25 protein-coding genes are annotated in these 23,727 nt (G+C 69.5%); 17 read left to right on the top strand and 8 right to left on the bottom strand.

The window, feature by feature from the left end; all coding sequences use genetic code 11:
• Nucleotides 1–16 precede the first annotated feature (16 nt).
• From ACWEOI_RS33600 to ACWEOI_RS33610, 3 genes are read left to right on the top strand one after another with little or no spacing between them, the layout of a single operon-like run.
• Nucleotides 17–1,384, top strand: a complete 1,368-nt coding sequence (locus tag ACWEOI_RS33600) for a flavin-containing monooxygenase (RefSeq protein WP_452362189.1) — start codon at nucleotides 17–19, stop codon at nucleotides 1,382–1,384.
• Complete coding sequence (locus tag ACWEOI_RS33605) at nucleotides 1,384–2,322, top strand: alpha/beta fold hydrolase (RefSeq protein ID WP_433672251.1); 939 nt, start codon at nucleotides 1,384–1,386, stop codon at nucleotides 2,320–2,322. Before ACWEOI_RS33600 ends, ACWEOI_RS33605 begins: the two co-directional genes overlap by 1 nt.
• Complete coding sequence (locus ACWEOI_RS33610; protein ID WP_452362190.1) at nucleotides 2,319–3,413, top strand: saccharopine dehydrogenase family protein; 1,095 nt, start codon at nucleotides 2,319–2,321, stop codon at nucleotides 3,411–3,413. Before ACWEOI_RS33605 ends, ACWEOI_RS33610 begins: the two co-directional genes overlap by 4 nt.
• A gap of 27 nt (nucleotides 3,414–3,440) precedes the next feature.
• Here the strand turns inward: ACWEOI_RS33610 and ACWEOI_RS33615 are convergent, their stop codons facing one another.
• Nucleotides 3,441–3,929 (bottom strand): VOC family protein, encoded by a 489-nt coding sequence (locus ACWEOI_RS33615; protein WP_452362191.1) that lies wholly within the window; start codon nucleotides 3,927–3,929, stop codon nucleotides 3,441–3,443.
• A gap of 70 nt (nucleotides 3,930–3,999) precedes the next feature.
• Between ACWEOI_RS33615 and ACWEOI_RS33620 the strand changes: the two genes are divergently transcribed.
• The 3 genes from ACWEOI_RS33620 to ACWEOI_RS33630 are packed head-to-tail and all read left to right on the top strand — an operon-like array spanning nucleotide 4,000 to nucleotide 5,985.
• Nucleotides 4,000–4,656 (top strand): TetR family transcriptional regulator, encoded by a 657-nt coding sequence (locus tag ACWEOI_RS33620; protein ID WP_433672248.1) that lies wholly within the window; start codon nucleotides 4,000–4,002, stop codon nucleotides 4,654–4,656.
• Complete coding sequence (locus ACWEOI_RS33625; protein WP_452362192.1) at nucleotides 4,656–4,925, top strand: hypothetical protein; 270 nt, start codon at nucleotides 4,656–4,658, stop codon at nucleotides 4,923–4,925. The genes ACWEOI_RS33620 and ACWEOI_RS33625 overlap by 1 nt, the downstream gene beginning before the upstream one ends.
• A 55-nt stretch (nucleotides 4,926–4,980) precedes the next feature.
• Nucleotides 4,981–5,985 carry a PHP domain-containing protein gene (locus ACWEOI_RS33630; protein WP_452362193.1) on the top strand — a complete coding sequence of 335 codons (1,005 nt, stop codon included), beginning with the start codon at nucleotides 4,981–4,983 and terminating at the stop codon, nucleotides 5,983–5,985.
• Nucleotides 5,986–6,004: 19 nt separating this feature from the next.
• On the opposite strand, the gene ACWEOI_RS33635 is transcribed toward ACWEOI_RS33630, so the two are convergent.
• A complete protein-coding gene (locus tag ACWEOI_RS33635) occupies nucleotides 6,005–7,435 on the bottom strand; it encodes a DHA2 family efflux MFS transporter permease subunit (protein ID WP_452362194.1) in 1,431 nt (476 codons plus the stop codon).
• Nucleotides 7,436–7,521: 86 nt separating this feature from the next.
• Between ACWEOI_RS33635 and ACWEOI_RS33640 the strand changes: the two genes are divergently transcribed.
• From ACWEOI_RS33640 to puuE, 7 genes are all read left to right on the top strand, one after another.
• On the top strand, nucleotides 7,522–7,971 hold the full coding sequence (locus ACWEOI_RS33640; RefSeq protein WP_433672244.1) for a MarR family transcriptional regulator: 450 nt from the start codon (nucleotides 7,522–7,524) through the stop codon (nucleotides 7,969–7,971).
• Between the two features lie 41 nt (nucleotides 7,972–8,012).
• Entirely contained in the window at nucleotides 8,013–8,747 is a 735-nt protein-coding gene (locus ACWEOI_RS33645) for an FCD domain-containing protein (RefSeq protein WP_433672243.1), read from the top strand.
• A gap of 121 nt (nucleotides 8,748–8,868) precedes the next feature.
• On the top strand, nucleotides 8,869–10,395 hold the full coding sequence (locus tag ACWEOI_RS33650) for an NCS1 family nucleobase:cation symporter-1 (protein ID WP_452362195.1): 1,527 nt from the start codon (nucleotides 8,869–8,871) through the stop codon (nucleotides 10,393–10,395).
• Between the two features lie 5 nt (nucleotides 10,396–10,400).
• Nucleotides 10,401–11,147, top strand: coding sequence for an aspartate/glutamate racemase family protein (locus ACWEOI_RS33655; protein ID WP_433672241.1), 747 nt, complete (start codon nucleotides 10,401–10,403; stop codon nucleotides 11,145–11,147).
• Nucleotides 11,144–12,358 (top strand): DUF6986 family protein, encoded by a 1,215-nt coding sequence (locus ACWEOI_RS33660; protein WP_452362196.1) that lies wholly within the window; start codon nucleotides 11,144–11,146, stop codon nucleotides 12,356–12,358. The genes ACWEOI_RS33655 and ACWEOI_RS33660 overlap by 4 nt, the downstream gene beginning before the upstream one ends.
• Nucleotides 12,355–13,386 carry an allantoicase gene (alc, locus tag ACWEOI_RS33665; RefSeq protein ID WP_452362197.1) on the top strand — a complete coding sequence of 344 codons (1,032 nt, stop codon included), beginning with the start codon at nucleotides 12,355–12,357 and terminating at the stop codon, nucleotides 13,384–13,386. The genes ACWEOI_RS33660 and alc overlap by 4 nt, the downstream gene beginning before the upstream one ends.
• The gene (puuE, locus tag ACWEOI_RS33670) at nucleotides 13,383–14,300 is read left to right on the top strand and encodes an allantoinase PuuE (RefSeq protein ID WP_433672238.1); all 918 of its coding nucleotides are present in this window, start codon (nucleotides 13,383–13,385) and stop codon (nucleotides 14,298–14,300) included. The genes alc and puuE overlap by 4 nt, the downstream gene beginning before the upstream one ends.
• Before the next feature lie 70 nt (nucleotides 14,301–14,370).
• Here puuE and ACWEOI_RS33675 read toward each other — a convergent pair whose 3' ends face one another.
• From ACWEOI_RS33675 to dapB, 3 genes are read right to left on the bottom strand one after another with little or no spacing between them, the layout of a single operon-like run.
• On the bottom strand, nucleotides 14,371–15,018 hold the full coding sequence (locus ACWEOI_RS33675) for a hypothetical protein (protein ID WP_433672237.1): 648 nt from the start codon (nucleotides 15,016–15,018) through the stop codon (nucleotides 14,371–14,373).
• Nucleotides 15,019–15,073: 55 nt separating this feature from the next.
• Entirely contained in the window at nucleotides 15,074–15,568 is a 495-nt protein-coding gene (locus ACWEOI_RS33680; RefSeq protein ID WP_404204252.1) for a hypothetical protein, read from the bottom strand.
• Nucleotides 15,565–16,320, bottom strand: a complete 756-nt coding sequence (gene dapB, locus ACWEOI_RS33685; protein WP_452362198.1) for a 4-hydroxy-tetrahydrodipicolinate reductase — start codon at nucleotides 16,318–16,320, stop codon at nucleotides 15,565–15,567. The genes ACWEOI_RS33680 and dapB overlap by 4 nt, the downstream gene beginning before the upstream one ends.
• A 119-nt stretch (nucleotides 16,321–16,439) precedes the next feature.
• On the opposite strand from dapB, the gene ACWEOI_RS33690 reads away from it, so the two are divergent.
• The 3 genes from ACWEOI_RS33690 to ACWEOI_RS33700 all read left to right on the top strand — a co-directional run bounded on the left by ACWEOI_RS33690 (nucleotide 16,440) and on the right by ACWEOI_RS33700 (nucleotide 19,630).
• Complete coding sequence (locus tag ACWEOI_RS33690; RefSeq protein ID WP_379278778.1) at nucleotides 16,440–17,033, top strand: TetR/AcrR family transcriptional regulator; 594 nt, start codon at nucleotides 16,440–16,442, stop codon at nucleotides 17,031–17,033.
• Between the two features lie 88 nt (nucleotides 17,034–17,121).
• Nucleotides 17,122–17,979: a sterol desaturase family protein gene (locus ACWEOI_RS33695; protein WP_452362199.1), complete on the top strand. Its 858-nt coding sequence runs from the start codon at nucleotides 17,122–17,124 to the stop codon at nucleotides 17,977–17,979.
• An 82-nt stretch (nucleotides 17,980–18,061) separates the two neighbouring features.
• The gene (locus tag ACWEOI_RS33700; protein WP_452362200.1) at nucleotides 18,062–19,630 is read left to right on the top strand and encodes an esterase-like activity of phytase family protein; all 1,569 of its coding nucleotides are present in this window, start codon (nucleotides 18,062–18,064) and stop codon (nucleotides 19,628–19,630) included.
• A 48-nt stretch (nucleotides 19,631–19,678) separates the two neighbouring features.
• Here the strand turns inward: ACWEOI_RS33700 and ACWEOI_RS33705 are convergent, their stop codons facing one another.
• Nucleotides 19,679–20,830, bottom strand: coding sequence for a serine hydrolase domain-containing protein (locus ACWEOI_RS33705; protein ID WP_452362201.1), 1,152 nt, complete (start codon nucleotides 20,828–20,830; stop codon nucleotides 19,679–19,681).
• Between the two features lie 295 nt (nucleotides 20,831–21,125).
• Nucleotides 21,126–22,241: an alcohol dehydrogenase catalytic domain-containing protein gene (locus ACWEOI_RS33710; protein ID WP_452362202.1), complete on the bottom strand. Its 1,116-nt coding sequence runs from the start codon at nucleotides 22,239–22,241 to the stop codon at nucleotides 21,126–21,128.
• A 74-nt stretch (nucleotides 22,242–22,315) separates the two neighbouring features.
• On the opposite strand from ACWEOI_RS33710, the gene ACWEOI_RS33715 reads away from it, so the two are divergent.
• A complete protein-coding gene (locus tag ACWEOI_RS33715; protein ID WP_452362203.1) occupies nucleotides 22,316–22,969 on the top strand; it encodes a class I SAM-dependent methyltransferase in 654 nt (217 codons plus the stop codon).
• Between the two features lie 4 nt (nucleotides 22,970–22,973).
• Here the strand turns inward: ACWEOI_RS33715 and ACWEOI_RS33720 are convergent, their stop codons facing one another.
• Nucleotides 22,974–23,708, bottom strand: coding sequence for an LppU/SCO3897 family protein (locus tag ACWEOI_RS33720; RefSeq protein WP_452362204.1), 735 nt, complete (start codon nucleotides 23,706–23,708; stop codon nucleotides 22,974–22,976).
• Nucleotides 23,709–23,727: the final 19 nt, after the last annotated feature.

Here is a 23,727-nt window from a genome sequence, read left to right on the forward strand (position 1 = left end):
TAAAGGAGTCTCAGCGATGTCCCTCAATTCGAGTCCGAAGGTCTGCGTCATCGGCGCGGGGTCGGCCGGTATCGCGGCGGTGAAGGTGCTCGCCGAACGCGGTCTCGACGTGCACGGCTACGAGCTGTCCGACCGGGTCGGCGGCAACTGGGTGTTCGGCAATACCAACGGGGTGTCGGCGGCGTACAGGTCGCTGCACATCAACACCTCGCGCCAGCGCATGGAGTTCAGCGACTTCCCCATGCCCGCGCATCTGCCCGACTTCGCGCGCCACGATCAGATCGCCGACTACTTCGACTCGTACGTGCGGCATTTCGACTTCGCCGACCGCATCCGCTTCCGCACCGGCGTGCTGCACGTCGCGCCGCGCACGGACCGCGGGTTCGACGTGACGATCTCGACCGGCGAGACCCTGCGCTACGACGCGGTGCTGGTCGCCAACGGCCACCACTGGGATCCCCGCCTGCCCGAGCCGATGTTCCCCGGCGCGAGCGAGTTCCGCGGGCAGTTGATGCACTCGCACGCCTACACCGAGGAAGCGCAGCTGACCGGGAAGCGGGTGGTGGTGCTCGGGATGGGCAACTCCGCCATGGACATCGCGGTGGACGCCTCGTATCACGCGGAGGAGACCTATCTTTCGGCCCGCAGCGGTGTGCACGTGATCCCGAAGTACGTCTGGGGCCGCCCCTACGACCGGCTCGGGGCCGCCGAGTGGTTCCCGTCGTTCCTGCGCTGGCCGTTCGCGCGCAAGCTGATGGCCGCGGCCACCGGGCCGATGTCCCGTTACGGGCTGCCCGAGCCCGATCACAAGTTCGCCCAGGCGCATCCGACCATGTCCAGCCGCATCCTCGACCGGCTGGCGCACGGGGCGATCACTCCGGTCCCGAACATCGATCACTTCGACGGCGACGAGGTGGTGTTCACCGACGGCCGCCGGGTGGCCGCCGACCTGGTGGTGTTCTGCACCGGCTACAAGATCAGCTTCCCGTTCTTCGACCACGACTTCCTCGACCCGTCGGGCGACAATCGAATCCGCCTGTACCGGCGCGTGTTCCACCCCGAGGTGCCCGGCCTGTACTTCGTGGGTCTGGTACAGCCGCTGGGCGCGATCATGCCGATCGCCGAACGACAGGCCCAGCTGATCGCCGACCACCTCCAGGGCCGGTACCACCTGCCGAGCTCCGCCGACATGGACAGCGAGATCGCCGCGCACCGGCGCGGCATCCAGCGCCGCTATGTCGCCTCCAAACGACACACCATCCAGGTCGACTTCGACGACTACATGCGCGATCTGCGCCTGGAGCGCGAACGCGGCGCACGCCGTCCCGCCGGGCTGTCGGCCGTCGACCGCACCGCGCGCAGCGCCGCCGAGGTGGTCGCGTGATGAGCGGAAACCCCACGGGCGCAACCACACACGAGGTGCGCTTCCCTTCCGGCAACGGCGACCACTGCGCCGCCACCCTCTACCTGCCCGAGCCGCGCCCGAGGGTCCGACCGCCGGTGGTGGTGATGGCACACGGGCTCGGCGCGATCCGCGCCATGGGTCTGGCCGCCTACGCCGAGCGGTTCACCGCCGCCGGATACGCCTGCCTGGTGTTCGACTATCGCCACTTCGGCGACAGCGACGGCGCGCCCCGCTATCTGCTCTCGACCCGTGAGCAGCGCGCGGACTGGATCGCCGCACTGGCGTTCGCCCGGCACCTCCCCCAGGTCGACAATGCCCGGATCATCGCCTGGGGCACGTCCTTCGGCGGCGGGCACGTCATTCACACCGCCGCGAAACGCCCGGCCGGACTGGTCGCGGCGATCGCGCAGTGCCCGTTCACCGACGGCGTCGCGTCCACCATGGCGATCTCCCCGATCAACTCGATCAAAGCCACCGCCGCGGGCGTGCGCGATGTGGCGGCCATGCTGCTCGGCCGGGAACCGCACATGATCACCACCGCCGGGCCCGCGAACGGCACCGCGCTGATGACCGCGCCCGACGCCGAATCCGGTTATCTGGCACTGGTTCCGCCCGGCGCCGACTTCCGCAACCAGGCCACGGCCCGGGTCGTGTTCGACATCCTGACCGATCGGCCCGGCCGCCAGACGGGGCGCATCCAGGTGCCGATCCTGTTCTCGGTGTGCGAAACCGATTCCGTCGCACCGGCGAAACCCACCCTGCGCTACGCGGCGCGGGCACCGCGCGGCGAGGTCCGCACCTACGCGGACGGGCATTTCGACATCTATCGCGGTGCGGCCTTCGAGCGGGTGATCGCCGATCAGCTCGCGTTCCTGCGCCGCCATGTCCCGATCACACCGGAAGGAGACACCCCATGACCGGACGCATCGTGCTGCTGGGCGCGACGGGCTACACCGGCGACCTGGTGCTGCATTCGCTGCTGCGCCGTGGCATCAAACCCGTTCTGGCCGGGCGCAATCGCGCGACCGTGCAGTCGCTGGCCGACCAGGCGGGCGGCCTGGAATTCGCGGTCGCCGACGCCTCCGACGCGGCGAGCCTCGCCGCGCTGGTGGGCCCCGGCGATGTGCTCATCACGACCGTCGGCCCCTTCGAACGCTTCGGTTACCCGGTCGCCGAGGCCGCCGCGACCGCCGGAGCCCACTACATCGATTCCACCGGCGAGGTGGGCTTCGTTCGCGAGTTGCAGGGCCGATTGCACCGCATCGCGCGGGCCAACGGCTCGGTCATGTTGCCCGCCTTCGGCTACGACTACGTGCCGGGTGTGCTCGCCGGGACGCTGGCCGTGCTCGAGGGCGGGCCCGCCGTGCGGTCGATCGATATCGGCTACTTCGCGACCGGCCCGCTGTGGCGGGGCCTGAGCCAGGGCACCCGAACCACCATGCGCGACGGCGTGACGCTGCCCTCGGCGCGACGACTGGGAGGGCGACTGGTGGAGGAGCGCACGGCATCCCGGGTGCACGCCTTCCCGGTGCACGGTCGTCGCAAGAACGCTTTCCTGGTGTCGGGCACCGAGGTACTGCACCTGTCGGCGACCTTCCCGACCGTCGAGAACATCAGTGTCTACAACGGCTGGTTCCCGGCGCTGAGCCGCGCGACCGCCCTGCTGTCCGGGTTCACCGCCATCGCCACTCGAATCCCGCTGGGCCGCAAGCTGATCGACGCGTGCACCCGGCCGGTGATCGGCGCACCCGGCGGGCCCGACGCCGCCGAACGTGAGCGCACCCGCTCCCATGTGGTCGCGGTTGCCACGGGCCCGAGCGGCCCGCTCGCCGAGGTCCACCTCGAAGGCCCCAGCATCTACAACCTCACCGGTGAGCTGATCGCCTGGGGCGCGGAGCAACTCGCGGCCGGCGCGGGGCGCACCGCGGGTGTCGTCGGCCCGATCGAGGCGTTCGGTTTCGACGGACTGCGCGACGGCTGCGCCGACATCGGCCTCACCCCGGTGTGACCGATGAGCCCGGACGTGCCGCTCGAATCACCGACTCTCGTTGCCTCGCAACGCGATCTCGCGTTCCTTGGCTTCCGCGGTCGCGCGCGGATTGTTGATGGTGACGGGGTCGTCGCCGAGTTCGGTGTGGGATGCCATGGAGTAGAAGCGGACTTCGTGACCGTCGGGGTCGCGGAGTTCGGGCAGGATCCAGCCGAGGCTGGCGCGGTGCACCCCGGCGTGGGATTCACCGAGGCCGCTCAGGTGCTGTGCCAGCACCTCGAGGGCCGCTTGATCCGGGACGCCGATCGAGAAGAAGTCGAATCCGGCGGAGGCGGCGGCCATTTCCGGATGTAGGCGCAGGCCGAGCATCGGGCCGCCGGCGGCGTGGTGCAGGACGACACCCCTCAGGACGCCCTGCTCCTGGAATTCGAGGCCGACGGTGTAGCCGAGACGGCTGCGGTACCAATCGATGGACCGTGCCAGATCGGACACGGGAACTTTGAGGTGATGCACCCCGGCGAGTGTGGGGATCATCGCTGCTATCCTTTGCAGTATCGATGTATTTATGCAGTATCACTGTAGTGATGCAGTTAGGATGCAGCAGTTGAGTCCGGGTGTCAAGAAGTCGTCCCCGCTGTGGGACGCCCGCAAGGCCGAGACCGAGCGCAAGATCCTCGACGCGGCCCGGCGGCTGTTCATCGCCGACGGCTACGCGACGACCTCGCTGGCCGCGGTCGCCGACGCCGCCGAGGTGGGTTCGCGCACGGTCTACCTGCGCTTCGGCTCCAAGGCCGAACTGCTCAAACGCACCATCGACGTGGCGATCGTCGGCGACACCGAGGACGTCGACCTGGCCCACCGCGACTGGCACATCCGGGCCGGGACCGCGCCCACCCTGCACGAACGCGTCACCGCCTACGCCCAGGGGGCGCGACAGCTCATGGAACGCGCGGCGCCGCTCATCGCGGCCGCCGTCGCCGCCGAGGCCAGCGAACCGGTCATCGCCGAGGCCGCCCGGGCCGGACGCGCCGCCACCCAGCAGCACGTCGCCGAGCTGTGGCAGCGCATGCGCGCCGACGGACTGCTGCATCCCGAGGCCGATGTCGACTGGATCATCGGAATCGTCGGCCCGCTCGCCCAGGCCGACACCTATAACCTCATGGTCAGCACCCTCGGCCTGGATCCGGACGGTTACGAGCAGTGGCTCCACGGCACCTGGATGCGCCTGGCCACGACACCCTCGACGCTTGCGGAGTCCTGATGAAGATCGCCCACACCATCGGGATCGCGGTGGGGCTGGCACTGTTGCTCGCCGGGGTGATCCGGCTGTTCCTGCCCGTGGAATGCGACGGTCACACCATGGAGCGCGGCCAGGTGTGCCACGACACCGACAAGGGCCGCGCGGTGGTGCGGACATTCGACGAGCAACGCTCCCTGCGCGATTCGACCACCGGATTCCTGATCGTCGGCGGCGTGATCGTGGCGGGCGGATCGGCGGTTCTGCTGCGGCGGACGCTGCGGGCGGTGTGAGCGCGGGCGCGCCGAGTACACACCGGGCGGTCGTGCGGCGGGCACACTGATAGGTATGGATCCTGTCGTCGCGCTCCGCATGATCGCGTTCTTCAAGGACCGGGCCCGCGAGGATTCGCGGCGGGTGATGGCCTACCGCAAGGCCGCCGACATCGTCGAGGCCCTCGCCGACGAGCAGCGGGAGCGGCTGGGCCGCACCGGGGACTGGCAGTCACTGGCCGGGGTCGGGCCGAAGACGGCGGCGGTGATCGCGCAGGCATGGGCCGGTCGCGAGCCCGACACCCTGGTCCAATTGCGCACCGCGGCCAAGGATCTCGGCGGCGGCGAGCTCCGGGCCGCGCTCAAGGGCGACCTGCACGTGCACTCGAACTGGTCCGACGGGTCGGCGTCGATCGTGGAGATGATGGCCACCGCGCAGGCCCTGGGCCACGAATACTGCGCGCTGACCGATCATTCCCCGCGGCTGACGGTCGCCAACGGCCTCTCCCCGGACCGGTTGCGGCAGCAGCTCGACGTGATCGACGAACTGCGGGACCGCTTCTCCCCCATGGTCATCCTGACCGGCATCGAGGTCGACATCCTCGACGACGGCAGCCTCGATCAGGAGCCCGAACTGCTCGACCGCCTCGACATCGTGGTCGCCAGCGTCCATTCCAAGCTGAAGATGGACGCCGCCGCCATGACCCGCCGCATGGTGCGCGCGGTGTCCGGCGGCCGCGCCACCGTGCTCGGCCACTGCACCGGCCGCCTGGTCGAGGGCAATCGCGGCACCCGCCCCGAGTCGAGTTTCGATGCCGCACAGGTCTTCTCGGCCTGCCGCGACCACGGGGTCGCGGTCGAGATCAACTCCCGCCCCGAACGCCGCGACCCGCCGACGCGGCTACTGAAACAGGCCCTCGAGCTGGGCTGCCACTTCGCCATCGACACCGACGCCCACGCCCCGGGCCAGCTCGACTTCCTCGGCTACGGCGCGCAACGGGCCCTCGGCAACGGCGTGCCCGCCGACCGGATCATCAACACCTGGCCGGCGGACAAACTCCTCACCTGGGCGGCGGCGTGACCGCGCTCAGCTGACGCGTCTAGGCGGTCACCCGCTGCTGACGGCGCAGGACCGTCGAGGCCACCGCCGCCACCACCGAGAGGGCGGCCAGCGCGGCGAAGGCGAGGTGGTAGCCGGACACCGGCGCCCATCCGGAAGCCGTTGCGCGGGACAGGATCACGGCCACCATGGCGACCGCGACCGCGCCGCCGACCCGCTGCATGATGTTCACCAGCGCCGTGGCGTCGGGCAACTGCTCGCGCCGGACCGCGGCGTAGGCCGCCGACACCAGCGGCATCGCGCCCACCGCGGTCGCCAATCCCGCCGCGAACAGCAGTGATTGGACGAGGAATCCATTGGCGTCGACCGGCAGGAAGGCCAGCGGCAGCACGGTAGCGGCCACGGCGAGGTTACCGATCACCGCGACGCTGCCGCCGCCGAAGCGGTCGGTCAGCCTGCCACCCAGCGGCAGCATGACGACACCGCCCAGTCCGAAGCCGAGCAGGTTCACGCCGGTGCGGACCAGCCCCGCGCCGTGCAGCTCCTGGAAGTACAACGGCAGCAACACCATCACGCCGAACATGGCTCCTCCGGCGAAGAAGCCGGCCGAGGTGGCCACCCGGAAGCCGGGGATGGCGAACAACCGGATGTCCAGCAGCGGCAGCGTGTTCCGCAGCGCGCGCACCAGGAATCCGGCCAGCCCGGCCAGGCCGAGCAGCACCGGCAGCCACACCGACAGCGAGGTCACCGACCCCGTCACGCCGACCTCGGACAGTCCGTAGACCACCGCCGACACGCCGCCGCCCGCGAGCACCAGCCCGAGCACGTCCAGCGGCTGGGTGGCCGTCGGGCTACTGCGCGGCAGATAGCGCAGGCCCAGCGCCAGGCCGGCCAGGCCGAACGGAATATTGATGAGGAACAACCACTCCCAGCTCCAGTGCGCCAGCATGAGCCCGCCGATGGTCGGCCCGACGGCGGGCGCGCCCACGACGGCGATGCCGACCACGCCCATGACCCGGCCCATGCGCTGCGGCCCGGCGGCCTGACCCAGGATGGTCTGCCCGGCGGGGATCATCAGCCCGGCGGCGAGGCCCTGCAGGATGCGCAGCCCGATCAGCCAGCCCGCGTCCGGCGCGAAGGCGCACGCGGTCGAGGTGAGGGTGAAGGCGATCAATGCCCAGAGCCAGAGCCGGGTGACGCCGACGCGCCGGGCGAGCCAGCCGCAGACGGTGAGTGAAACCCCCAGGGCCAGCAGGTATCCGCTGGCGACCCATTGGATCGTGGCCAGCGACGCGCCGAGGTCCGCGCCGATGGTGCGCAACCCGATATTGACCAGCGAGGTGTCGAGCATCCCCATGATCGCGCCGAACACCACCACGCCGGCGGTGCGCCAGACGTGCGCGGGGATCTTGTCGGAGTCGGCGGGGGTGGCGGCGATGGATGTCCTGGTGTCCGAACGCGTTTGCGTCATCGGACCCCTCCTTCAATTGTTGATGAGCAACTCAATTGCAGACAGTATCAATCATTGAGTTACTCAACAATAGATAGAATCAGCGGGTGACCGACGAACCCTCCGCCACCCCCGGCGACATCCACCCCGCCGGACTGCTGCGCCACCCGACCTACGCCCTGGGCAAGCTGCACAAAGCGATGCACGCCGAACTCGGGACGCCGCTGCGCGAGCACTGGGTGCTCACCTACCTCGCCGAGCACGCCGAACCGTCCCAGCAGGAGATGGCCAATGTGCTCGAGATCGACCGCAGCGAGGTGGTGCGGCTGATCGACAGCCTCGAGAAGGCCGGACTGGTCACCCGCAATCGCGATCCCGAGGACCGCCGGAAATACCGTTTGGCTATCACCGCCGCCGGGAATCGGGTGCGCGCCGAGACCGACGCGCGGATCGCCGCGGCGACCGATGTGCTGCTCGCCCGCCTGTCCCCGGCGGAACGGGCAACGCTGCACCGGCTTTCACTCAAGGCGCTGGGCTACGACGCCGACGAGATCTGACCCACACCGGGGGGCTTGCGGTGACGGTCTAGGGTTGGGGCGTGCCTTCTCGCCCCCGCCTACCCCGTTTGCCCCAGCTCAACCCGCCGCTGGACGTCCGTCGCGGCTACTCCCAGCAGGAGATCCTCGGCGAGATGCGCCGCCTGATCCTGGAGGGCAACCTGCCTCCGGGCACCGGCCTGCCGCTGGGCGAGCTGGCCCGTTCCTTCGAGGTGAGCGCGATCCCGGTACGCGAGTCGCTGCAGACGCTGATCGGCGAGGGCCTGGTCGAGCATCGGCCCAACTTCGGGTACCAGGTGACCCTGCTGACCTCCGACGAGCTGCGCGAGCTGTACGTGGTGCGCGAACGGCTGGAGTCGGCGGCGCTGGCCGCGGCGGTGCACAACGCGACCGGGGCCGACCACCAGCTGGCCCGCGAGATCCACGCGCGGCTCGAGCAGGCGGTGCTCACCGAGAACGCGGTGGCCTATCACCGCGAGACCCGCAATTTCCATCTGGCCCTGGTGCGTCCCTCGGGTATGCCGCGGTTGGTGCACATGCTGGAATACGCCTGGAACATCACCGAGCCCGTGCAGCCCATGGTGCACGTGACGACGATGGACCGCGTGGTGCTGCACGCCGATCACTCCAAGCAGTTACAGGCCTTCCTGGCAAGAGATGCTGAAGCATTGCTGGCGGCGACCGAGGGGCATCATGCACGATTGAACGGTGTGCTCGCGCATCTCCCGAAGGACACCGGACTTTTCGCCGAACCAGCAGGTGAAGAAGATATATAGGCCCTGAACCAGGGGTTACGGAACATATATCGTTCAGGCAATAATCGGGCAATGCCTGTTGGATAGCCTTCGCACACTCGTCTCAATCAACGGGACACCACGACACGATGGGATGTGCGAAATGCCCGATACCGTTGCGCCGGCGGCCGGGAGTTCGCTCGCCCCGATACCGCCGCCCGCGCCGGAGTACGACCCCCGTCTGGTCAACGAGGACCTGGCGCCGCTGCAGAAGCAGACCTGGGGCACGTACAACATCTTCGCGTTCTGGATGTCGGACGTGCACAGCGTCGGCGGGTACGTCACCGCGGGCTCGCTGTTCGCGCTCGGGCTGCACAGCTGGCAGGTCCTCGTCGCCCTGGTCGTCGGCATCACCATCGTGTACGGGCTCTGCAACCTCGTCGCCAAGCCCAGCCAGGCCACCGGCGTCCCGTATCCGGTCATCTGTCGCAGCGCCTTCGGCGTGCTCGGCGCGAACGTCCCGGCCATCATCCGCGGCCTGATCGCGGTGGCCTGGTACGGCATTCAGACCTTCCTGGCCTCGGCGGCCCTGGATGTGGTGCTGATCAAGCTGTTTCCGAGTCTGGCCCCCTACGCGGTCGAGGCCGACCACGGCTTCCTGGGCCTGTCCGCGCTGGGCTGGGCCTCCTACCTGATCCTGTGGGTGCTGCAGGCCGCGGTGTTCTGGCGCGGCATGGAGTCCATCCGCAAGTTCATCGACTTCTGCGGTCCCGCGGTCTACGTGGTCATGTTCGTGCTGTGCGGCTACCTGATCTACAAGGCGGGCTGGCACGGCATCGACCTGAACATGGGCAAGGCGGCCACCCACACCGGCTGGTCGGCGGTGCCGGTCATGCTGGGCGCGATCGCGCTGGTGGTGTCGTACTTCTCGGGCCCGATGCTGAACTTCGGTGACTTCTCCCGCTACGGACGCAGTTTCGCGGCGGTGAAGAAGGGCAACTTCCTGGGCTTGCCGGTCAACTTCCTGGTGTTCTCGCTGCTGGTCGTGGTGACCGCCTCGCTGACCATTCCGGTGTACGGCGAGCTCATCACCGATCCGGTCGCCACGGTGGCGCGCATCGACAACACCTTCGCGATCGTGCTGGGCGCGCTGACCTTCACCGTCGCGACCATCGGCATCAATATCGTCGCGAACTTCATCTCCCCCGCCTTCGACTTCTCGAACGTGAACCCGCAGAAGATCAGCTGGCGCACCGGCGGCATGATCGCCGCGGTCGGGTCGGTGCTGATCACCCCCTGGAACCTGTACAACAACCCCGACGTCATCCACTACACCCTCGAGGTGCTGGGAGCGTTCATCGGACCGCTGTTCGGCGTGCTCATCGCCGACTACTACCTGGTGCGCCGCCAGCGGGTGTTCGTCGACGAGCTGTTCACCATGTCCGAGCAGGGCACCTACTGGTACCGCAAGGGCTACAACCCGGCCGCCATCGCGGCCACCGCGCTCGGCGCGATCGCCGCGGTGATCCCGGTGCTGACCGCCGGCGATGTGCCCGGCATGTACACCGCCGCCCAGTACAGCTGGTTCATCGGCTGCGCCCTGGCCCTGGTCGCCTACCGCGTGCTGGCGTTGCGCGGACCTTTGAAGATCGACGCCTCCCGCCACGTCCCGTCCTTCGAGAACCGGTGAGATCCATGCGCATTCGAGTCATCAACCCCAACACCACCGCGGCCATGACCAGCCTGATCGAGGCCAGCGCCAAGCTGGTGGCCGCGCCCGGCACCATCGTCGAGGGCGTGAACCCGACCATGGGCCCGGCCTCCATCGAGAGCCACTACGACGAGGCGCTGGCCGTGCCGGGCCTACTGGCCGAGATCGCGCGCGGCGAGGCCGAGGGCGTGGACGGCTACATCATCGCCTGCTTCGGCGATCCGGGCCTGGACGCCGCCCGCGAGCTCGCGCGCGGCCCGGTGATCGGCATCGCCGAGGCGGCCATGCAGTACGCCAGCCATCTCGGGCGCAAGTTCAGCGTGGTCACCACGCTGGGCCGCACCGCGGGCCGGGCCTGGGATCTGGCCGAACGCTATGGGATGGAACGGTTCTGCGCGAACGTGCACGCCTGTGAGATCCCGGTGCTCGAACTCGAGGACCCGAAGGCGCGCAAGGTCGTCGCCGACGCCTGCCGTGACGCCGTGGCCGCCGACGACTCCGACGCGGTCGTGCTCGGCTGCGCGGGCATGGCGGACCTGTGCGAGTACCTGACCGACGAGGTCGGCGTGCCCGTCATCGACGGCGTCGCCGCCGCCACCCTGACCGTGCAGTCGCTGGTCACCATGAAGCTGCGTAAGTCCGGCCGCGGGGAATTCGCGGCCCCACTGCCGAAGCGGTATGTGGGATTGCTCGCCGATTTCGGCATCGAGGAGAAGGAGGCCCGTGCGTGAGGGTGCCACCGGAGACATTGAACGGGATCGAATCCCGTTTGCGGGACGTGGATTCGGAGCTGCTGCGGCGCTATCCGGGTGATCGCCCGGGACAGCCGGTGCACACCGCGTACGCCTCCGGCGCGGACGCCTCGATCGATCTGCCCGCCCAGTGGGGCGCCGCCGCCATCGAACTCGCCGAGGCCCAGCGCGACCTGCTGATCGAGCTGGCCGGCGCGGACGTCACCGAGCGGGTCTTCACGGTTCTTCGCGAGCGGCCCATCCAGGACCTGCGCTTCGACTTCGAGGACGGCTACGGCACCCGCGGCGACGACGTCGAGGACCGCGACGCCCTGCACGCCGGTGCGGTACTGAAAGCCCTTGCCCCCGAGATCACCTCGCGCGGCATCCGCATGAAGGGCTTGACCTCCCTGGAGTGGGCGCGCGCCGTGCGCACCCTGGAGAAGGTCCTCGAGGGCGCGGGCGGGGTGCCCGAGGGCTTCGTGTTCACCGTCCCCAAGATCCGCCACGTCGAGCAGGCCGACATCACCGTGGACCTGTGCGAGGCCGTCGAATCCGCGCACGGCCTGGCTGCCGGATCGCTGAAGTTCGAGCTGCAGATCGAGAGCCCGCATGCCATCATCGCCGCCGACGGCACCTCCCCGGTCGCCCAGCTGATCCAGCGCTCGGCCGGACGCTGCACCGGATTGCACTACGGCACTTACGATTACAGCGCCGCCTGCGGAATCGCACCCAAGTTCCAGTCGCTGGAGCACCCGGTCGCCGACCACGCCAAGGCGGTCATGCAGGCCGCCGCGGCCACCACCGGCGTGTGGGTGTGCGACGGCTCCACCCAGGTGCTGCCCATCGGCACCGACGCCGAGGTGCGCGCGGCCGTGTCGCGGCACTTCCGCCTGGTCGGCCGCTCGCTCGAGCGCGGCTACTACCAGGGTTGGGACATGGGCGCGGGCCACCTGGTCACCCGCTGGCTGGCCACCTTCGCGTTCTTCCGCGAGGGCCTGGGCATCGCCGCCCCGCGCATCGGCCGCTACCTGGACCGCCAGGGCGGCGCGGTGATGGACGAACCGGCCACCGCGCAGGCACTGGCGACAGTGGTGCTGCGCGGACTGGAGTGCGGCGCTTTCGATCCCGCCGACGTGATCGCGATCGCCCCGAAAGCCTCTGTCGAGGTTTTGCATCAATTGCGAGAAAGGAAGATCCCGGCGCTATGAGCGACGCTGATTTCACGCTGCTTCCCGACCTGGCCGTGCGCACCCTGGGCGGTGCCGTGCTGTGGGCCGACGACGAGTCCTTCGCCGAGCGGGAGAACCTGATCCGGCCCGAGGCGGCCACCTACTCCCCCGCCACCTTCGGCCACAAGGGCCAGGTCTACGACGGCTGGGAGACGCTGCGCCAGCGCGGCGCGGACGGCGGCCACCCGCCCATCGACGCCTGCCACACCGCGATCATCCGCCTGGGCGTGCCCGGCGTGATCCAGGGCGTCGTGGTGGACACCGCGTGGTTCAAGGGCAACTATCCGCCCGAGGTGTCGGTGGAAGCCATCGCGGTGCCGGGCCATCCGTCGGTCGACGAGCTGGTCGCCGCCGAAGGCTGGACCACCCTGGTGGACCGCGCCAAGGTCGACGGTGATTCGGAGAACCCGTTCGCCGTGGATTCCGCGCAGCGCTTCACCCATGTGCGCCTGCGCATGTTCCCCGACGGCGGCATCGCCCGGCTGCGCGTGCACGGCGTCGCCAAGCCGGATCCGGCCTGGCTCGAGGCGGGCCCGTTCGATCTGGCCGCGATCGAGAACGGCGGCCTGGTCGCCGACTGCTCGAACCGCTTCTACTCGCACCCGCAGAACGTGCTCATGCCCGGTCGCGCCCGCAGCATGGGTGACGGCTGGGAGACCGCGCGCCGCCGCGACAAGAACACCAACGACTGGGTGCTGGTGCAGCTGGCCGAGGAAGGCGTGATCACCGCCGCCGAGATCGACACCTCGTACTTCCTGTTCAACAGCCCGGGCGCGGGCTCGCTGACCGGCATCCGCGCCGACGGCACCGAGGTCGAACTGCTGCCGCGCACCCGCCTGCAGCCCGACACCCGCCACCGCTTCCTGATCGACGCCGCCGACCCGGTGGTGTCGGTCCGCCTGGACGCCTACCCCGACGGTGGCCTGGCCCGGCTGCGGCTCTACGGCACGCTCACCGACGAAGCTCGCGCACGATTGCGTGCCGGGCTGGACAATGAACGCGCATGAGCGATTTCGACCTGAACTACCCGCGGGACATGGTCGGTTACGGCCCCCACCCGCCGCATCCGCAGTGGCCGGGGGATGCGAACATCGCCGTCAACTTCGTCCTCAACTACGAGGAGGGCGGCGAGAACAATGTGCTCGACGGCGACGAGGGCTCGGAGACGTTCCTGTCGGATATCGTTCCGGCGGCGTCGTTCCCGGACCGGCACATGTCGATGGAGACGATTTACGAGTACGGCTCGCGGGCCGGACTGTGGCGGGTGCTGCGGCTGTTCGAGAGCCGCGGCGTGCCGCTGACCATCTTCGGGGTGGCGCGGGCGCTGGAACGCAACCCGGAGGCGGTCGCGGCGTTCAAGCGGCTCGGCTACGACATCTGCTCGCACGGCCTGCGCTGGCTCTCCTACCAGAGCGTGGACGCCGAGACCGAGCGCGCGCACCTGGACGAGGCGGTGCGGATCATCACCAAGCTCTTCGGTGAGGCGCCCAAGGGCTGGTACACCGGCCGCGACTCGCCGCGGACCCGCGAACTGGTGGTGGAGCACGGTGGATTCGTCTACGACTCCGACTCCTACGCCGACGATCTGCCCTACTGGGTGAAGGTCGGCGACCGGGACCACCTGGTGCTGCCGTACACCCTCGAAACCAACGACATGCGGTTCTCCTCCCCCGCCGGATTCGCCAACGGCGAGGAGTTCTTCACCTACCTGAAGGACGCCTTCGACGTGCTCTACGCCGAGGGCGAGGCGGGCGCGCCGAAGATGCTCTCGATCGGCCTGCACTGCCGCATCGCGGGCAAGCCCGCGCGGGCGAAGGCGTTGGAGCGCTTCGTGGATTACGTGCGGTCGCACGACAAGGTGTGGCTGGCCCGGCGCATCGACATCGCCGAGCACTGGCAGCGGGTGCACCCCGCCTCCTGAGCGCGAGACAGGAATGCGGCCCGGAACCATCAGGTTCCGGGCCGCATTCGGTTCGTCACGCGAAAACCACTCAGAGCGTGCCGTTCTCGATATCGGCCTTCACCGCTTCCTGGGAGGCGAGGTGCGCGGCCACGCCGTTGTCCGCGGTGAAATCGATGAGCGGCTGATCGGCGACGAAGGTCAGGTGCTCGTTGACCGTGGTGGTGCCGTCCCCGTTGTCGGTGAAGGTGACCACCTGGTGGGTGGTGACATTGGGGATGTCCCAGGTGTCGGAGGTGTAGTAGTTCTGGTCCGCGTACAGGCGCTGCTCGGCCTGGGTGTGGCCGGGGAAGGTGATCGGCCCCATCGGAATGTCTTCCAGCGCGGTGAAATCGGTGACGCGCACGCCGTCCTCGTCGCAGGTGCGGTGGACGATGATGTCCTTGAGGAAGGAGTGGCGGCCCAGGCCGTTGCGGAAGTCGGTGTACACCGACCACACCTTGTCCAGCGGGGCGTCGATGGTGATCGGCAGATCCACCTCGCGCACCGCCCGCGCGTCGGCCGGATTCTGCTGCTCGGCTTCATAGACCGACCAGCTGAGCTGCCATTCGAGTTTGTAGTCGTTCTCCGACTCGATACAGGACGGCGCGGTGTCCGCGCGCGCCACCGCCGATACCGCCGCAGGTGACCCCATCGTCGCGCAGGCGATGGCCAGCGCATAACCCACCGTGAACCTCACCCGGCGGACTTTACTCCGGTCGCAACCTACCGGCAGGTTTCCTGCGAAACACTGGCTATCGGGAGCCGGTGCGCTCGGCTCGCTCCAAATCGACTGCGCGCTTCATCATTTCGCGCGCCCGGGTGCGGTCCCCGGCATAGTCGTAGGCGCGGGCCGCGCGGTAGCTGGTGCGCCAGTTCTGCGGGTCCGCTTCGAATTCGGCCTTCACCTGCTCGAAAAGCTCATCGGCGGCGGCCTTCTCGATGCGGCCGGAGGGGCGGCGCGGCAGGTCAGAGACGTCGAGCTCGCCGCCCTCCTCGTGCATGCGCCGGGCCAGATGCTGGTGGGCGAACGCGGCGCGGACGCTGGTGCCCACGATCCACACCCCCAGCAGCGGCAGGATGAGCACACCCAGGCCGAGGCCGATGGCGGCGGGCTTGCCGGAGCCGATGAGGCTGAACGCGATCCGGCCCAGCAACACGAAGTAGAACCCGAGGACCAGCACCAGGGCCGCGATGAAGCCGACCCGCTTGAAGACCTCGCGGCCGTTGTTCGCCTCCGGCGCGCTCACAGGTCGAGCAGCGGGTCGATGCCCACGGTCAGGCCGGGACGCAGCGGGGTCTTGCGCACGCCCAGCAGCACGCCCGGCACGAAGGAGGTGCGGTCGAGCGAGTCGTGGCGGATGGTGAGGGTCTCGCCCTGGGTGCCGAACAGCACCTCCTGGTGGGCGACCAGTCCGGCCAGCCGCACCGAGTGCACGCGCACGCCGTCCACGTCCGCGCCGCGCGCGCCCTCCAGCTCCTGGCTGGTGGCGTCGGGGCTGCGGCCGACACCGGCCTTCTCCCGGGCGGCGGCGATGAGCGCGGCGGTCCGGAACGCGGTGCCCGACGGCGCGTCGGCCTTGTTCGGGTGGTGCAGCTCGATGACCTCGACCGAGTCGAAGAAGCGGGCGGCCTGCTCGGCGAACCGCATGCTCAGCACCGCGCCGATGGCGAAGTTGGGGGCGATCAGCACGCCGACCTCGGGCTTGGCGGCGAGCCAGCCCTTGACCTGCCCGAGCCGGCCGGCGTCGAAGCCGGTGGTGCCGACGACGGCGTGAATGCCGTTCTCCACCAGCCACTTCAGATTCGGCATCACCACGTCGGGGTGGGTGAAGTCGACCACGACCTCGGTCCCGGCGGCGGTGAACGCCTCCAGCGAGTCGTCCTTGTCGACCTGCGCCACCAGCTCCAGATCCGCGGCCGCCTCGACGCCCGCGCAGATGGACTGCCCGACCTTGCCGCGCGCCCCGAGCACACCCACCCGGATCCGGTTCGTGGCCACCTGGTCTCCTTCGCTATGACCGATCTGGAACCCGTCGAGCCTATCGGGTCGGCGAATCACCGGGACCACAGGCCGGTGACCACGGGCCGGTCGAATTGACCGGGTGGTAATTTTCGAGGGTGCGATCCACAGCCGGAACCAAGGGCGTCCCGCGCGCCGAACGCGAGGCGCAGATTCTCGACGTGGCCGCCGCGGAGATCGCCCGGGTCGGCTACGCGGGCCTGTCCCCCGCGTCGGTGGCGGCGGCGGCCGGGGTGTCGAAACCCTTGGTGTACGGCTACTTCGGCTCCAAGGACGGGCTGTACGTGGCGTGCGTGCAGCGGGCCTCGGCGGTGCTCGGGGACGCCATCGACGCGGCCTTCACCGGCCCGGCCTCACTCGATATGGCCGAACGCACGCTCGCTGCGATCTTCACGGTCCTGGAACCGCGCCCGCACGACTGGAAGGTCGTGCAGGACCAGTCGCATCCGGACGAGGGCCCCGCGGCCGAGGCGGCACTGGCCGCGCGCGCCCGCATCTCGGCGCAGGCCGATCGGGGCGTGTCGGCGTTCGTGTCGCTGCACGGCCTGACCGATCCGCAGGATCTGTCGGCGCTGCGCGCGGTCTGGACCGGCGTGGTCGCCGCGCTCGTGGACTGGTGGTTGAGCCACCCCGGCGAGACGGCCGAGGCCATGGTCGCCCGCAGCAGCCGGCTGTTCTCCGCCCTCACCTGACCCAGCCAACCCAGGATGTCCGAATCGGCCTCTTGTCCTCGAATTGACCAATTGGTAACTTACGAATTGGGCAATTCGAGGAGGTTCGATGTTTTCGCAGGTCTGGCATGAGATCAACACACCGCTGCTGTACGCGGTCCCCGTCTTTCTACTGTCCATCGGCGCCGAGGCGCTGGCCCTGCGCGACGATCACGACGCCACCGGATACCTGGCCCGCGACACCCGGACCAGCCTGAGCATGGGCGTGGGTTCGCTGGTGTCGAGCGCACTCTTCAAGGCGGGCACGCTGGTGCTGTTCGTCTTCCTGTGGACCTATGTCGCGCCCTGGCACCTCCCCACCGATGTCTGGTGGAGCTGGGCGCTGCTGCTGCTCGTCCTCGACTTCGCGTTCTACTGGAACCACCGCTTCGTGCACCGGGTGCGGATCGGCTGGGCGGCGCATCAGGCGCACCACTCCAGCGAGTACTTCAACTTCGGAACCGCCCTGCGGCAGAAGTGGAATCCGTGGACCGAGGCCATCTTCTGGGCGCCGCTGCCGCTGCTGGGCTTCACGCCCTGGACGATCTACATCGCCTTCACGATCAACCTGATCTACCAGTTCTTCACCCACACCGAGTCCGTCGGAAAGCTCTGGGGCCCGGTCGAACTCGTCTTCAACACCCCGTCCCACCACCGCGTGCACCACGGCAGCGACGCACAGTACCTGGACAAGAACTACGCCGGGATGCTCATCATCTGGGACCGCATGTTCGGCACCTTCGAACCCGAGATCCAGCGTCCCACCTACGGTCTCACCAAGCCGGTGGGCACCTACAATCTGCTGACACTGCAGTACGGCGAATACGCCAAGATCGTGCGCGACGTGCGGAGCACCTCGAACTGGCGCGACAAGCTCGGCTACATCTTCGCCCCGCCGGGCTGGGAGCCCGAGCAGACCCGATCCTGACGCGCGGCCGGTTCACGAGCTCGGCGGAAGGTGTTCAGGTGACGGCCAACCCGGCGACGGATCGGACCTATAGGCATCTCTCGTGAGAATTCGTCCCGTTGCCCGCCGGGCTGCCGTCGCCGCCGTCGTCGGCGCGGCCGCCGTCACCGCCGCCTGCTCCTCCGGATCCGACTCCGCCGACTTCACCGCCACGGCCGGCCAGCCGCTGGTGATCTCGCTGGACCAGCTGCTGGACAAGACCGGGGGCCACGCCGCCGTCGCGGTCGCCGACCCGCAGCACGGCACCCTGAGCCGGCGCCTGGACGGCGCGCTGGTGTACACCCCCGCGGCCGGGTACACCGGTTCGGACTCCATCACCGTCACCACTACCGACGCGGTCCGCCTGTTCACCACCGACATCCCGCCGATCGGCGAGTTCGGCGGAGTTCCGGTGCAGGCCAGCGCCTACGGCTCCGCCTTCACCCCGGTCCCGGGCTCCACCGACGAGTTCTACGGGCTCACCGACCGCGGCCCGAACGTGGACGGCAAGGGCAAGAACGAGAAGATCGCACCGGTCCCGGATTTCACCCCGCAGATCGCCAAATTCAAGCTGGTCGGCAATAAGGCGGTGGTGGAATCCACCATCCTGCTGAAGAACCCGGCCGGACAGCCCTTCAACGGCCTGGTCGACACCTCCGCCACCACCGGCGAGACCATGAAGGACCTGACCGGCAAGGTGCTGCCGCCCACCGATCACGGCATCGACAGCGAGGGCCTGGTCGCGCTCGCCGACGGCACCTTCTGGATCTCCGACGAATACGGCCCGTTCATGGTGCATTTCGACGCCAAGGGCGCGGAGCTGGAGCGGCTCGCGCCGGGCCGCGGACTGCCCAAGGAACTCGCGTTCCGCACCCCGAACCAGGGCATGGAGGGCCTGACCGTCACCCCCGACGGCAGCACCCTGGTCGGCGTCATCCAGAGCGCGCTCAACGAGCCGGGCGTCACCAATGCCCGGGAGACCCCGATGACCCGCATCGTCACCGTGGACCTGAAGACCAAGGCGGTCAAGGAGTTCGCGCTGCCGCTCGAGTCGCCCAAGGAGAAGCTGGCGATCTCCGAGATCACCGCGCTGTCCAACACCACCTTCCTGGTCGACGAGCGCGACGGCAACAAGGCCCCCAAGGCCAACAAGAAGCTGTGGACCGTCGACATCGCCGGCGCCACCGACATCGGCCCGGACGCCAAAGTCCCCGGCGCGCAGTACGACCCGGAGAAGGGCCTGCTGATCGACGGCAAGCCGCTCGAGGTCTACGTCGGCACCGTCACCACCGCCGACGGCATCGCCGCGCTGAAGAAGGCGGGCATCACGCCGGTCGCCAAGACCGCCAACCTCGACCTGGGCGGACTGCTGGACGGCCTCAACGCCGACGGCAAGTTCTTCGGCCACGACAAGATCGAGGGCGTGGCCACCAACGACCACGGCAAGACCCTCTACATCTCCAACGACAGCGACTTCGGCATCGAGGGGCTCACCGGAGACCAGCCGCCGTTCGGGCTCAAGGCCAAGATCCTGCCCAACGGGGTTCAGGACAGCGGCGAGATCCTGGCGGTCGACACCACCAAGCTGCCCGCCAAGACCGAGACCAAGAAGGTCACGCTGACGGTCAAGTAGGTCACCGGGATTCGGCCGGTTCACCGGATTCGACGCGGTCCACGGCGCTCACAGCGCGCCGTAGGCCGCGTCGATCAGGTTGTAGGCGCGGCGGTCTCCGGAAAGCCAGTCGCGGCGCAGGTTCGGGGTGAAGGCGATCGCGAGCCGATTCGCGGTGTCGCCCAGGCCGATCGCGCCGCCCGCGCCGGGATGACCGAAGGCCGTGGGGCGGGCGGTCTCGGGCAGGATCATGTTCTCCGAGGGCAGCATGTAGCCCAGGCCGAAGGCGCTCTCCAGGGTCAGCACGGCGTCGCGGCCGCGCACACGCTCACGGACGGCGTCGGCGAGGACATCCGCGGGCAGGAGGTCACCGGCCGCCAGGTCGGCGTAGAAGCGGGCCAGGGCGCGGGCGGTGGTGACCAGTCCGGTCGAGGGCCAGCCGCCGGCCAGCACCTCCGGATTGTTGTAGGAGCCCAGGGGGTTGGTGGAGGCGCGCAGCGCGAGCGATTGCGGGTCCCGGAAGGCGCGCGCCATCTCGGCCACCGTCGCGGCGCTGATCGGGGCGGGGTCGGTCCACGCCTGGTCGGCGGCGGGCGGAGCGCCCACGCGGGCGGCCTGTTCCGCGATCTCGGGCGGCGCGCCGATCCACAGCTGGTCGCCGAAGTTCCGGCGCACGTACTCGCCGACCGTGAATCCCGTGTGGCGGCGGACGAATTCGCCGAGCAGCCAGCCGAAGGTCAGGGCGTGGTAGCCGTGTTCGGTGCCGGGCTTCCACACCGGGTGTTGTTCGGCCAGCCGGGCCGCCATCGCCCGCTGGTCCGCCGCGTCAGCGGTGGAGACGGGACGCTCGAAGACGGGCAGACCCGCTCGATGGGTGAGCAGATCGGCCAGGGTCGTCGAATCCTTGCCCCCGACACCGTATTCCGGCCACCAGTCGGTGACCGGATCGTCCAGGCCGACGCCGCGCTCGTGCGCCACCAGGAGCGCGGCGGTGGCGGTGACGCCCTTCGTGCACGAGTAGGTGACCACCGGGGTGTCGCGCAGCCAGGGCCGCTTGGCGCGCGTGTCGGCGAGGCCGCCCCACAGGTCGACGACCGGGCGGCCGTCGACGAACACGGCCACGGCCGCGCCCGCGTTCCACCCGTCCGCGAAGCTCGCTTCGAACACCTCCCGCACCGCCCGGAATGCCGGGTCGACCTGGCCTTCCACGAATCCGCTCATGGCCAAATTAGAACACGTTCTAGTTCAGGACGGAACCGGTATCAGGAATTGCGAGACAAGCTGATCCCCCAGGTCACCGCCTGCTGGTGGTAGACCGACGCGCCGAAGGCCGGCAAGAACGTCTACTACGGCAACGCGGTCGACCAGTCCGGGCAACCGTCGGTCTGCTGGTACGGCGGCACCTCACAGAGCGGCAGCAAGATCACGGTCACCCCGACCTTCGGGTGACCTGATCGGCCCGCCGGGGACCACCGGCCCGCGGCGGGTTGCCCTGTGGGAGCGGAAGACCCCCGCGTCAGTCGAAGACGATGACCTGGCGGAGGGCGTGGCCGGCGGCCAATTCGTCCATGGCGTGGTTGATTTCGTCGAGGCGGATGCGGGAGGAGACGAGGCGCTCGACCGGGAGGGTGCCCTCGCGCCACATGCGGACGAATTCGGGGATGTCGCGGGACGGGACGGCGGAACCGAGGTAGCTGCCGACGATGGTGCGGCCCTGGGCCACCAGGGCCAGCGGGGAGATACTGGCGCGGGCGTCGGGGGCGGGCAGGCCCACGGTGACCGTGGTGCCGCCGGGAGCCGTTGCGGCCACGGCGGTTTCGAAGGCGCGGATGTTGCCGGCGGCCTCGATGACGACTGCGGCCTGGATATTGTCGGCGGCGATCTGCTGTGGGGTGTAGGCGGCGGTCGCGCCGAGTTCCAGTGCGGTCTTCAGCTTCTCGGGGACGGTGTCGACCGCGATGACCTCCTGACCGGTGCTCGCGCGCAGGGCGGCGCCCACCAGCACCGCGGCCATGCCGACGCCGCCGAGACCGACCACCATGATGCGGTCCTCCGGGCCGGGCTTGGCCGAATTCAGCAGTGCGCCACCGCCGGTGAGGACGGCGCAGCCGAGGACGGCGGCCACCTCCGCGGGCACGTCGTCGTCGACGGGCACCACCGAATGGCGGTCGACGACGGCGTGGGTGGCGAACCCGGACACGCCCAGGTGGTGATGGACCTCCACGCCGTCGCGGAGCAAACGCCGCCCGCCCGCGAGGAGTTCGCCCGCATTGTTGGCGAGACTGCCGGGCTCGCACGGGGTGCGGCCGTCGGTGGCGCAGCCCGCGCAGGAGCCGCAGCGGGGCAGGAAGGTCATGATGACGCGCTGGCCGACAGCCAGGTCGGAGTCGCCGGGGCCGAGCGCCTCGATGCGGCCCGCGGCCTCGTGGCCCAGCAGCATGGGGACGGGGCGGACGCGATTGCCGTCCACCACGGACAGGTCGGAATGGCACAGGCCCGCCGCCTCGATCCGGATCAGCAGCTCGCCCGGGCCGGGTTCGCCCAGGTCCAGCTCGCTGATGGTGATCGGCTTCGAGTCGGCGAAGGGCGTCGACGCCCCGATCTGTTCCAGGACGGCACCACGAATCCTCATGCGCCCGACGCTACTCCATCGCACCTTCCCAGACAGTCCGGAATCTGTTTCCATGGAGCCGGACAGGAGCACACATGACCACTTCGCTGACCACCGGCAATCGCGCCTTCAACCATGTGGTGACGCGGTTCTGGGGCAATGTCGCCCGCGCCTACGACACCGCCGCCCTGCAACACCTCGTCTACCGACCGCCGCAGGATCAGATGATCGCCGAGCTGCGCGCCGCCGGATCCCGCCGGATCGCCGACATCGGCTGCGGCACCGGCATTCTCACCACCCGCATCCACCGCGAACTGCGGCCCGACGCGGTCTACGGCGTGGACGCCTCGGCGGGCATGCTGGAGCAGGCCCGCGCCCGCTCGGCCCAAGTCCAGTGGCGGCATTCCGCGGCCGAGCATCTTCCCTTCGACGACGGCGCACTGGACGCGGTCGTCACCACCAGCGCGTTCCACTTCTTCGACCATCCGGCCGCGCTGCGCGAATTCCATCGGGTGCTGGCGCCCGGCGGCATGGTGGCCATCGCGACCATGCACCCCTCCGGTGCGGCATCGCGCCCGATCCAGCAGTTGACCCGCAGCCCGCGCTTCCCCGCGCACGCGCCGTCGCCGCGCGAGACCCGCAAGCTGCTGACCGACGCCGGTTTCGAGGTCGTCGATCAGCGCAAGGTCGCGCGGCCGCTGCCGTCGTGGCTGATCCCCGACGTCATCACCGTCGGCGCCCGGCGCTGACGCGTCAGTTCCCCGGGTTGTCACCGCCGCGGAAACACACGGTGAGTTCGAGCTTGCGCCAGATCACCCAGACCGCGCCGCGGCCGTCCCGGGGACAGGACGTGCCCGAGGTGGCATTGGCCAGCACCGCGGTGGCCTGGACGATGTGCTCGCCGGATGTCGCGCAGTCGACCTTCGACGGGGTCTCCATGGCGGTGGTGTCGTAGCAGACGCCGGTGCGCCAGTCGAAGGTCAGGCACAGGTGGTAGCGCGGCTTGCCGGTCTTGTCCTTGGGGGCGGAATCGAGCGTGTAGAGCGGGTCGGTGCAGGGGTCGGGCCCGTTCTGCAGCACCCGGTAGTTGGCGTCCACCGAATTGCAGTCCGACGGTTCGGGTGTGCCCGCTTTCCAGGTCGGGGCGCCCGACGCGTCCTTGGCTCGCTCGATGGGGACCTCGACGCAGTCCCCCGGCTTCAGGGACGCCATCGGATCGGGGGCGGTGGGTTTGGCCGAGGTGGTCGGCTGCCCGGCCTGCACGAGTTCGGGCGGCACGCCGATCGGGTTGCCCGCGACGGCTTCCCGGGTCATGGGTGAGAGGGTGGCCATCACCGCGGCGAACACGAGAATCCAGCCGGTCGCCGCGAGCGCCAGGGCGCTCACCCGCCGCTTCGGTGCCGCATCAGCCCGGCTCGCGAGGGCCGCGGCCAGGCAGAACAGCAGAACCGCTACCGCGACAACCCAACCGACGCCGTGGCTCCCCACCACCCAACCCCTTCAACTC

It is taken from the genome of Nocardia sp. NPDC004340 (assembly GCF_053602575.1).

Coding starts and splice junctions, on each gene's coding strand:
- ACWEOI_RS33600 (WP_452362189.1), top strand. CDS start 17: ATGTCCCTCAATTCGAGTCCGAAGGTCTGCGTCATCGGCGCGGGGTCG.
- ACWEOI_RS33605 (WP_433672251.1), top strand. CDS start 1,384: ATGAGCGGAAACCCCACGGGCGCAACCACACACGAGGTGCGCTTCCCT.
- ACWEOI_RS33610 (WP_452362190.1), top strand. CDS start 2,319: ATGACCGGACGCATCGTGCTGCTGGGCGCGACGGGCTACACCGGCGAC.
- ACWEOI_RS33615 (WP_452362191.1), bottom strand. CDS start 3,929: ATGATCCCCACACTCGCCGGGGTGCATCACCTCAAAGTTCCCGTGTCC.
- ACWEOI_RS33625 (WP_452362192.1), top strand. CDS start 4,656: ATGAAGATCGCCCACACCATCGGGATCGCGGTGGGGCTGGCACTGTTG.
- ACWEOI_RS33630 (WP_452362193.1), top strand. CDS start 4,981: ATGGATCCTGTCGTCGCGCTCCGCATGATCGCGTTCTTCAAGGACCGG.
- ACWEOI_RS33635 (WP_452362194.1), bottom strand. CDS start 7,435: ATGACGCAAACGCGTTCGGACACCAGGACATCCATCGCCGCCACCCCC.
- ACWEOI_RS33650 (WP_452362195.1), top strand. CDS start 8,869: ATGCCCGATACCGTTGCGCCGGCGGCCGGGAGTTCGCTCGCCCCGATA.
- ACWEOI_RS33655 (WP_433672241.1), top strand. CDS start 10,401: ATGCGCATTCGAGTCATCAACCCCAACACCACCGCGGCCATGACCAGC.
- alc (WP_452362197.1), top strand. CDS start 12,355: ATGAGCGACGCTGATTTCACGCTGCTTCCCGACCTGGCCGTGCGCACC.
- puuE (WP_433672238.1), top strand. CDS start 13,383: ATGAGCGATTTCGACCTGAACTACCCGCGGGACATGGTCGGTTACGGC.
- ACWEOI_RS33695 (WP_452362199.1), top strand. CDS start 17,122: ATGTTTTCGCAGGTCTGGCATGAGATCAACACACCGCTGCTGTACGCG.
- ACWEOI_RS33705 (WP_452362201.1), bottom strand. CDS start 20,830: ATGAGCGGATTCGTGGAAGGCCAGGTCGACCCGGCATTCCGGGCGGTG.
- ACWEOI_RS33710 (WP_452362202.1), bottom strand. CDS start 22,241: ATGAGGATTCGTGGTGCCGTCCTGGAACAGATCGGGGCGTCGACGCCC.
- ACWEOI_RS33715 (WP_452362203.1), top strand. CDS start 22,316: ATGACCACTTCGCTGACCACCGGCAATCGCGCCTTCAACCATGTGGTG.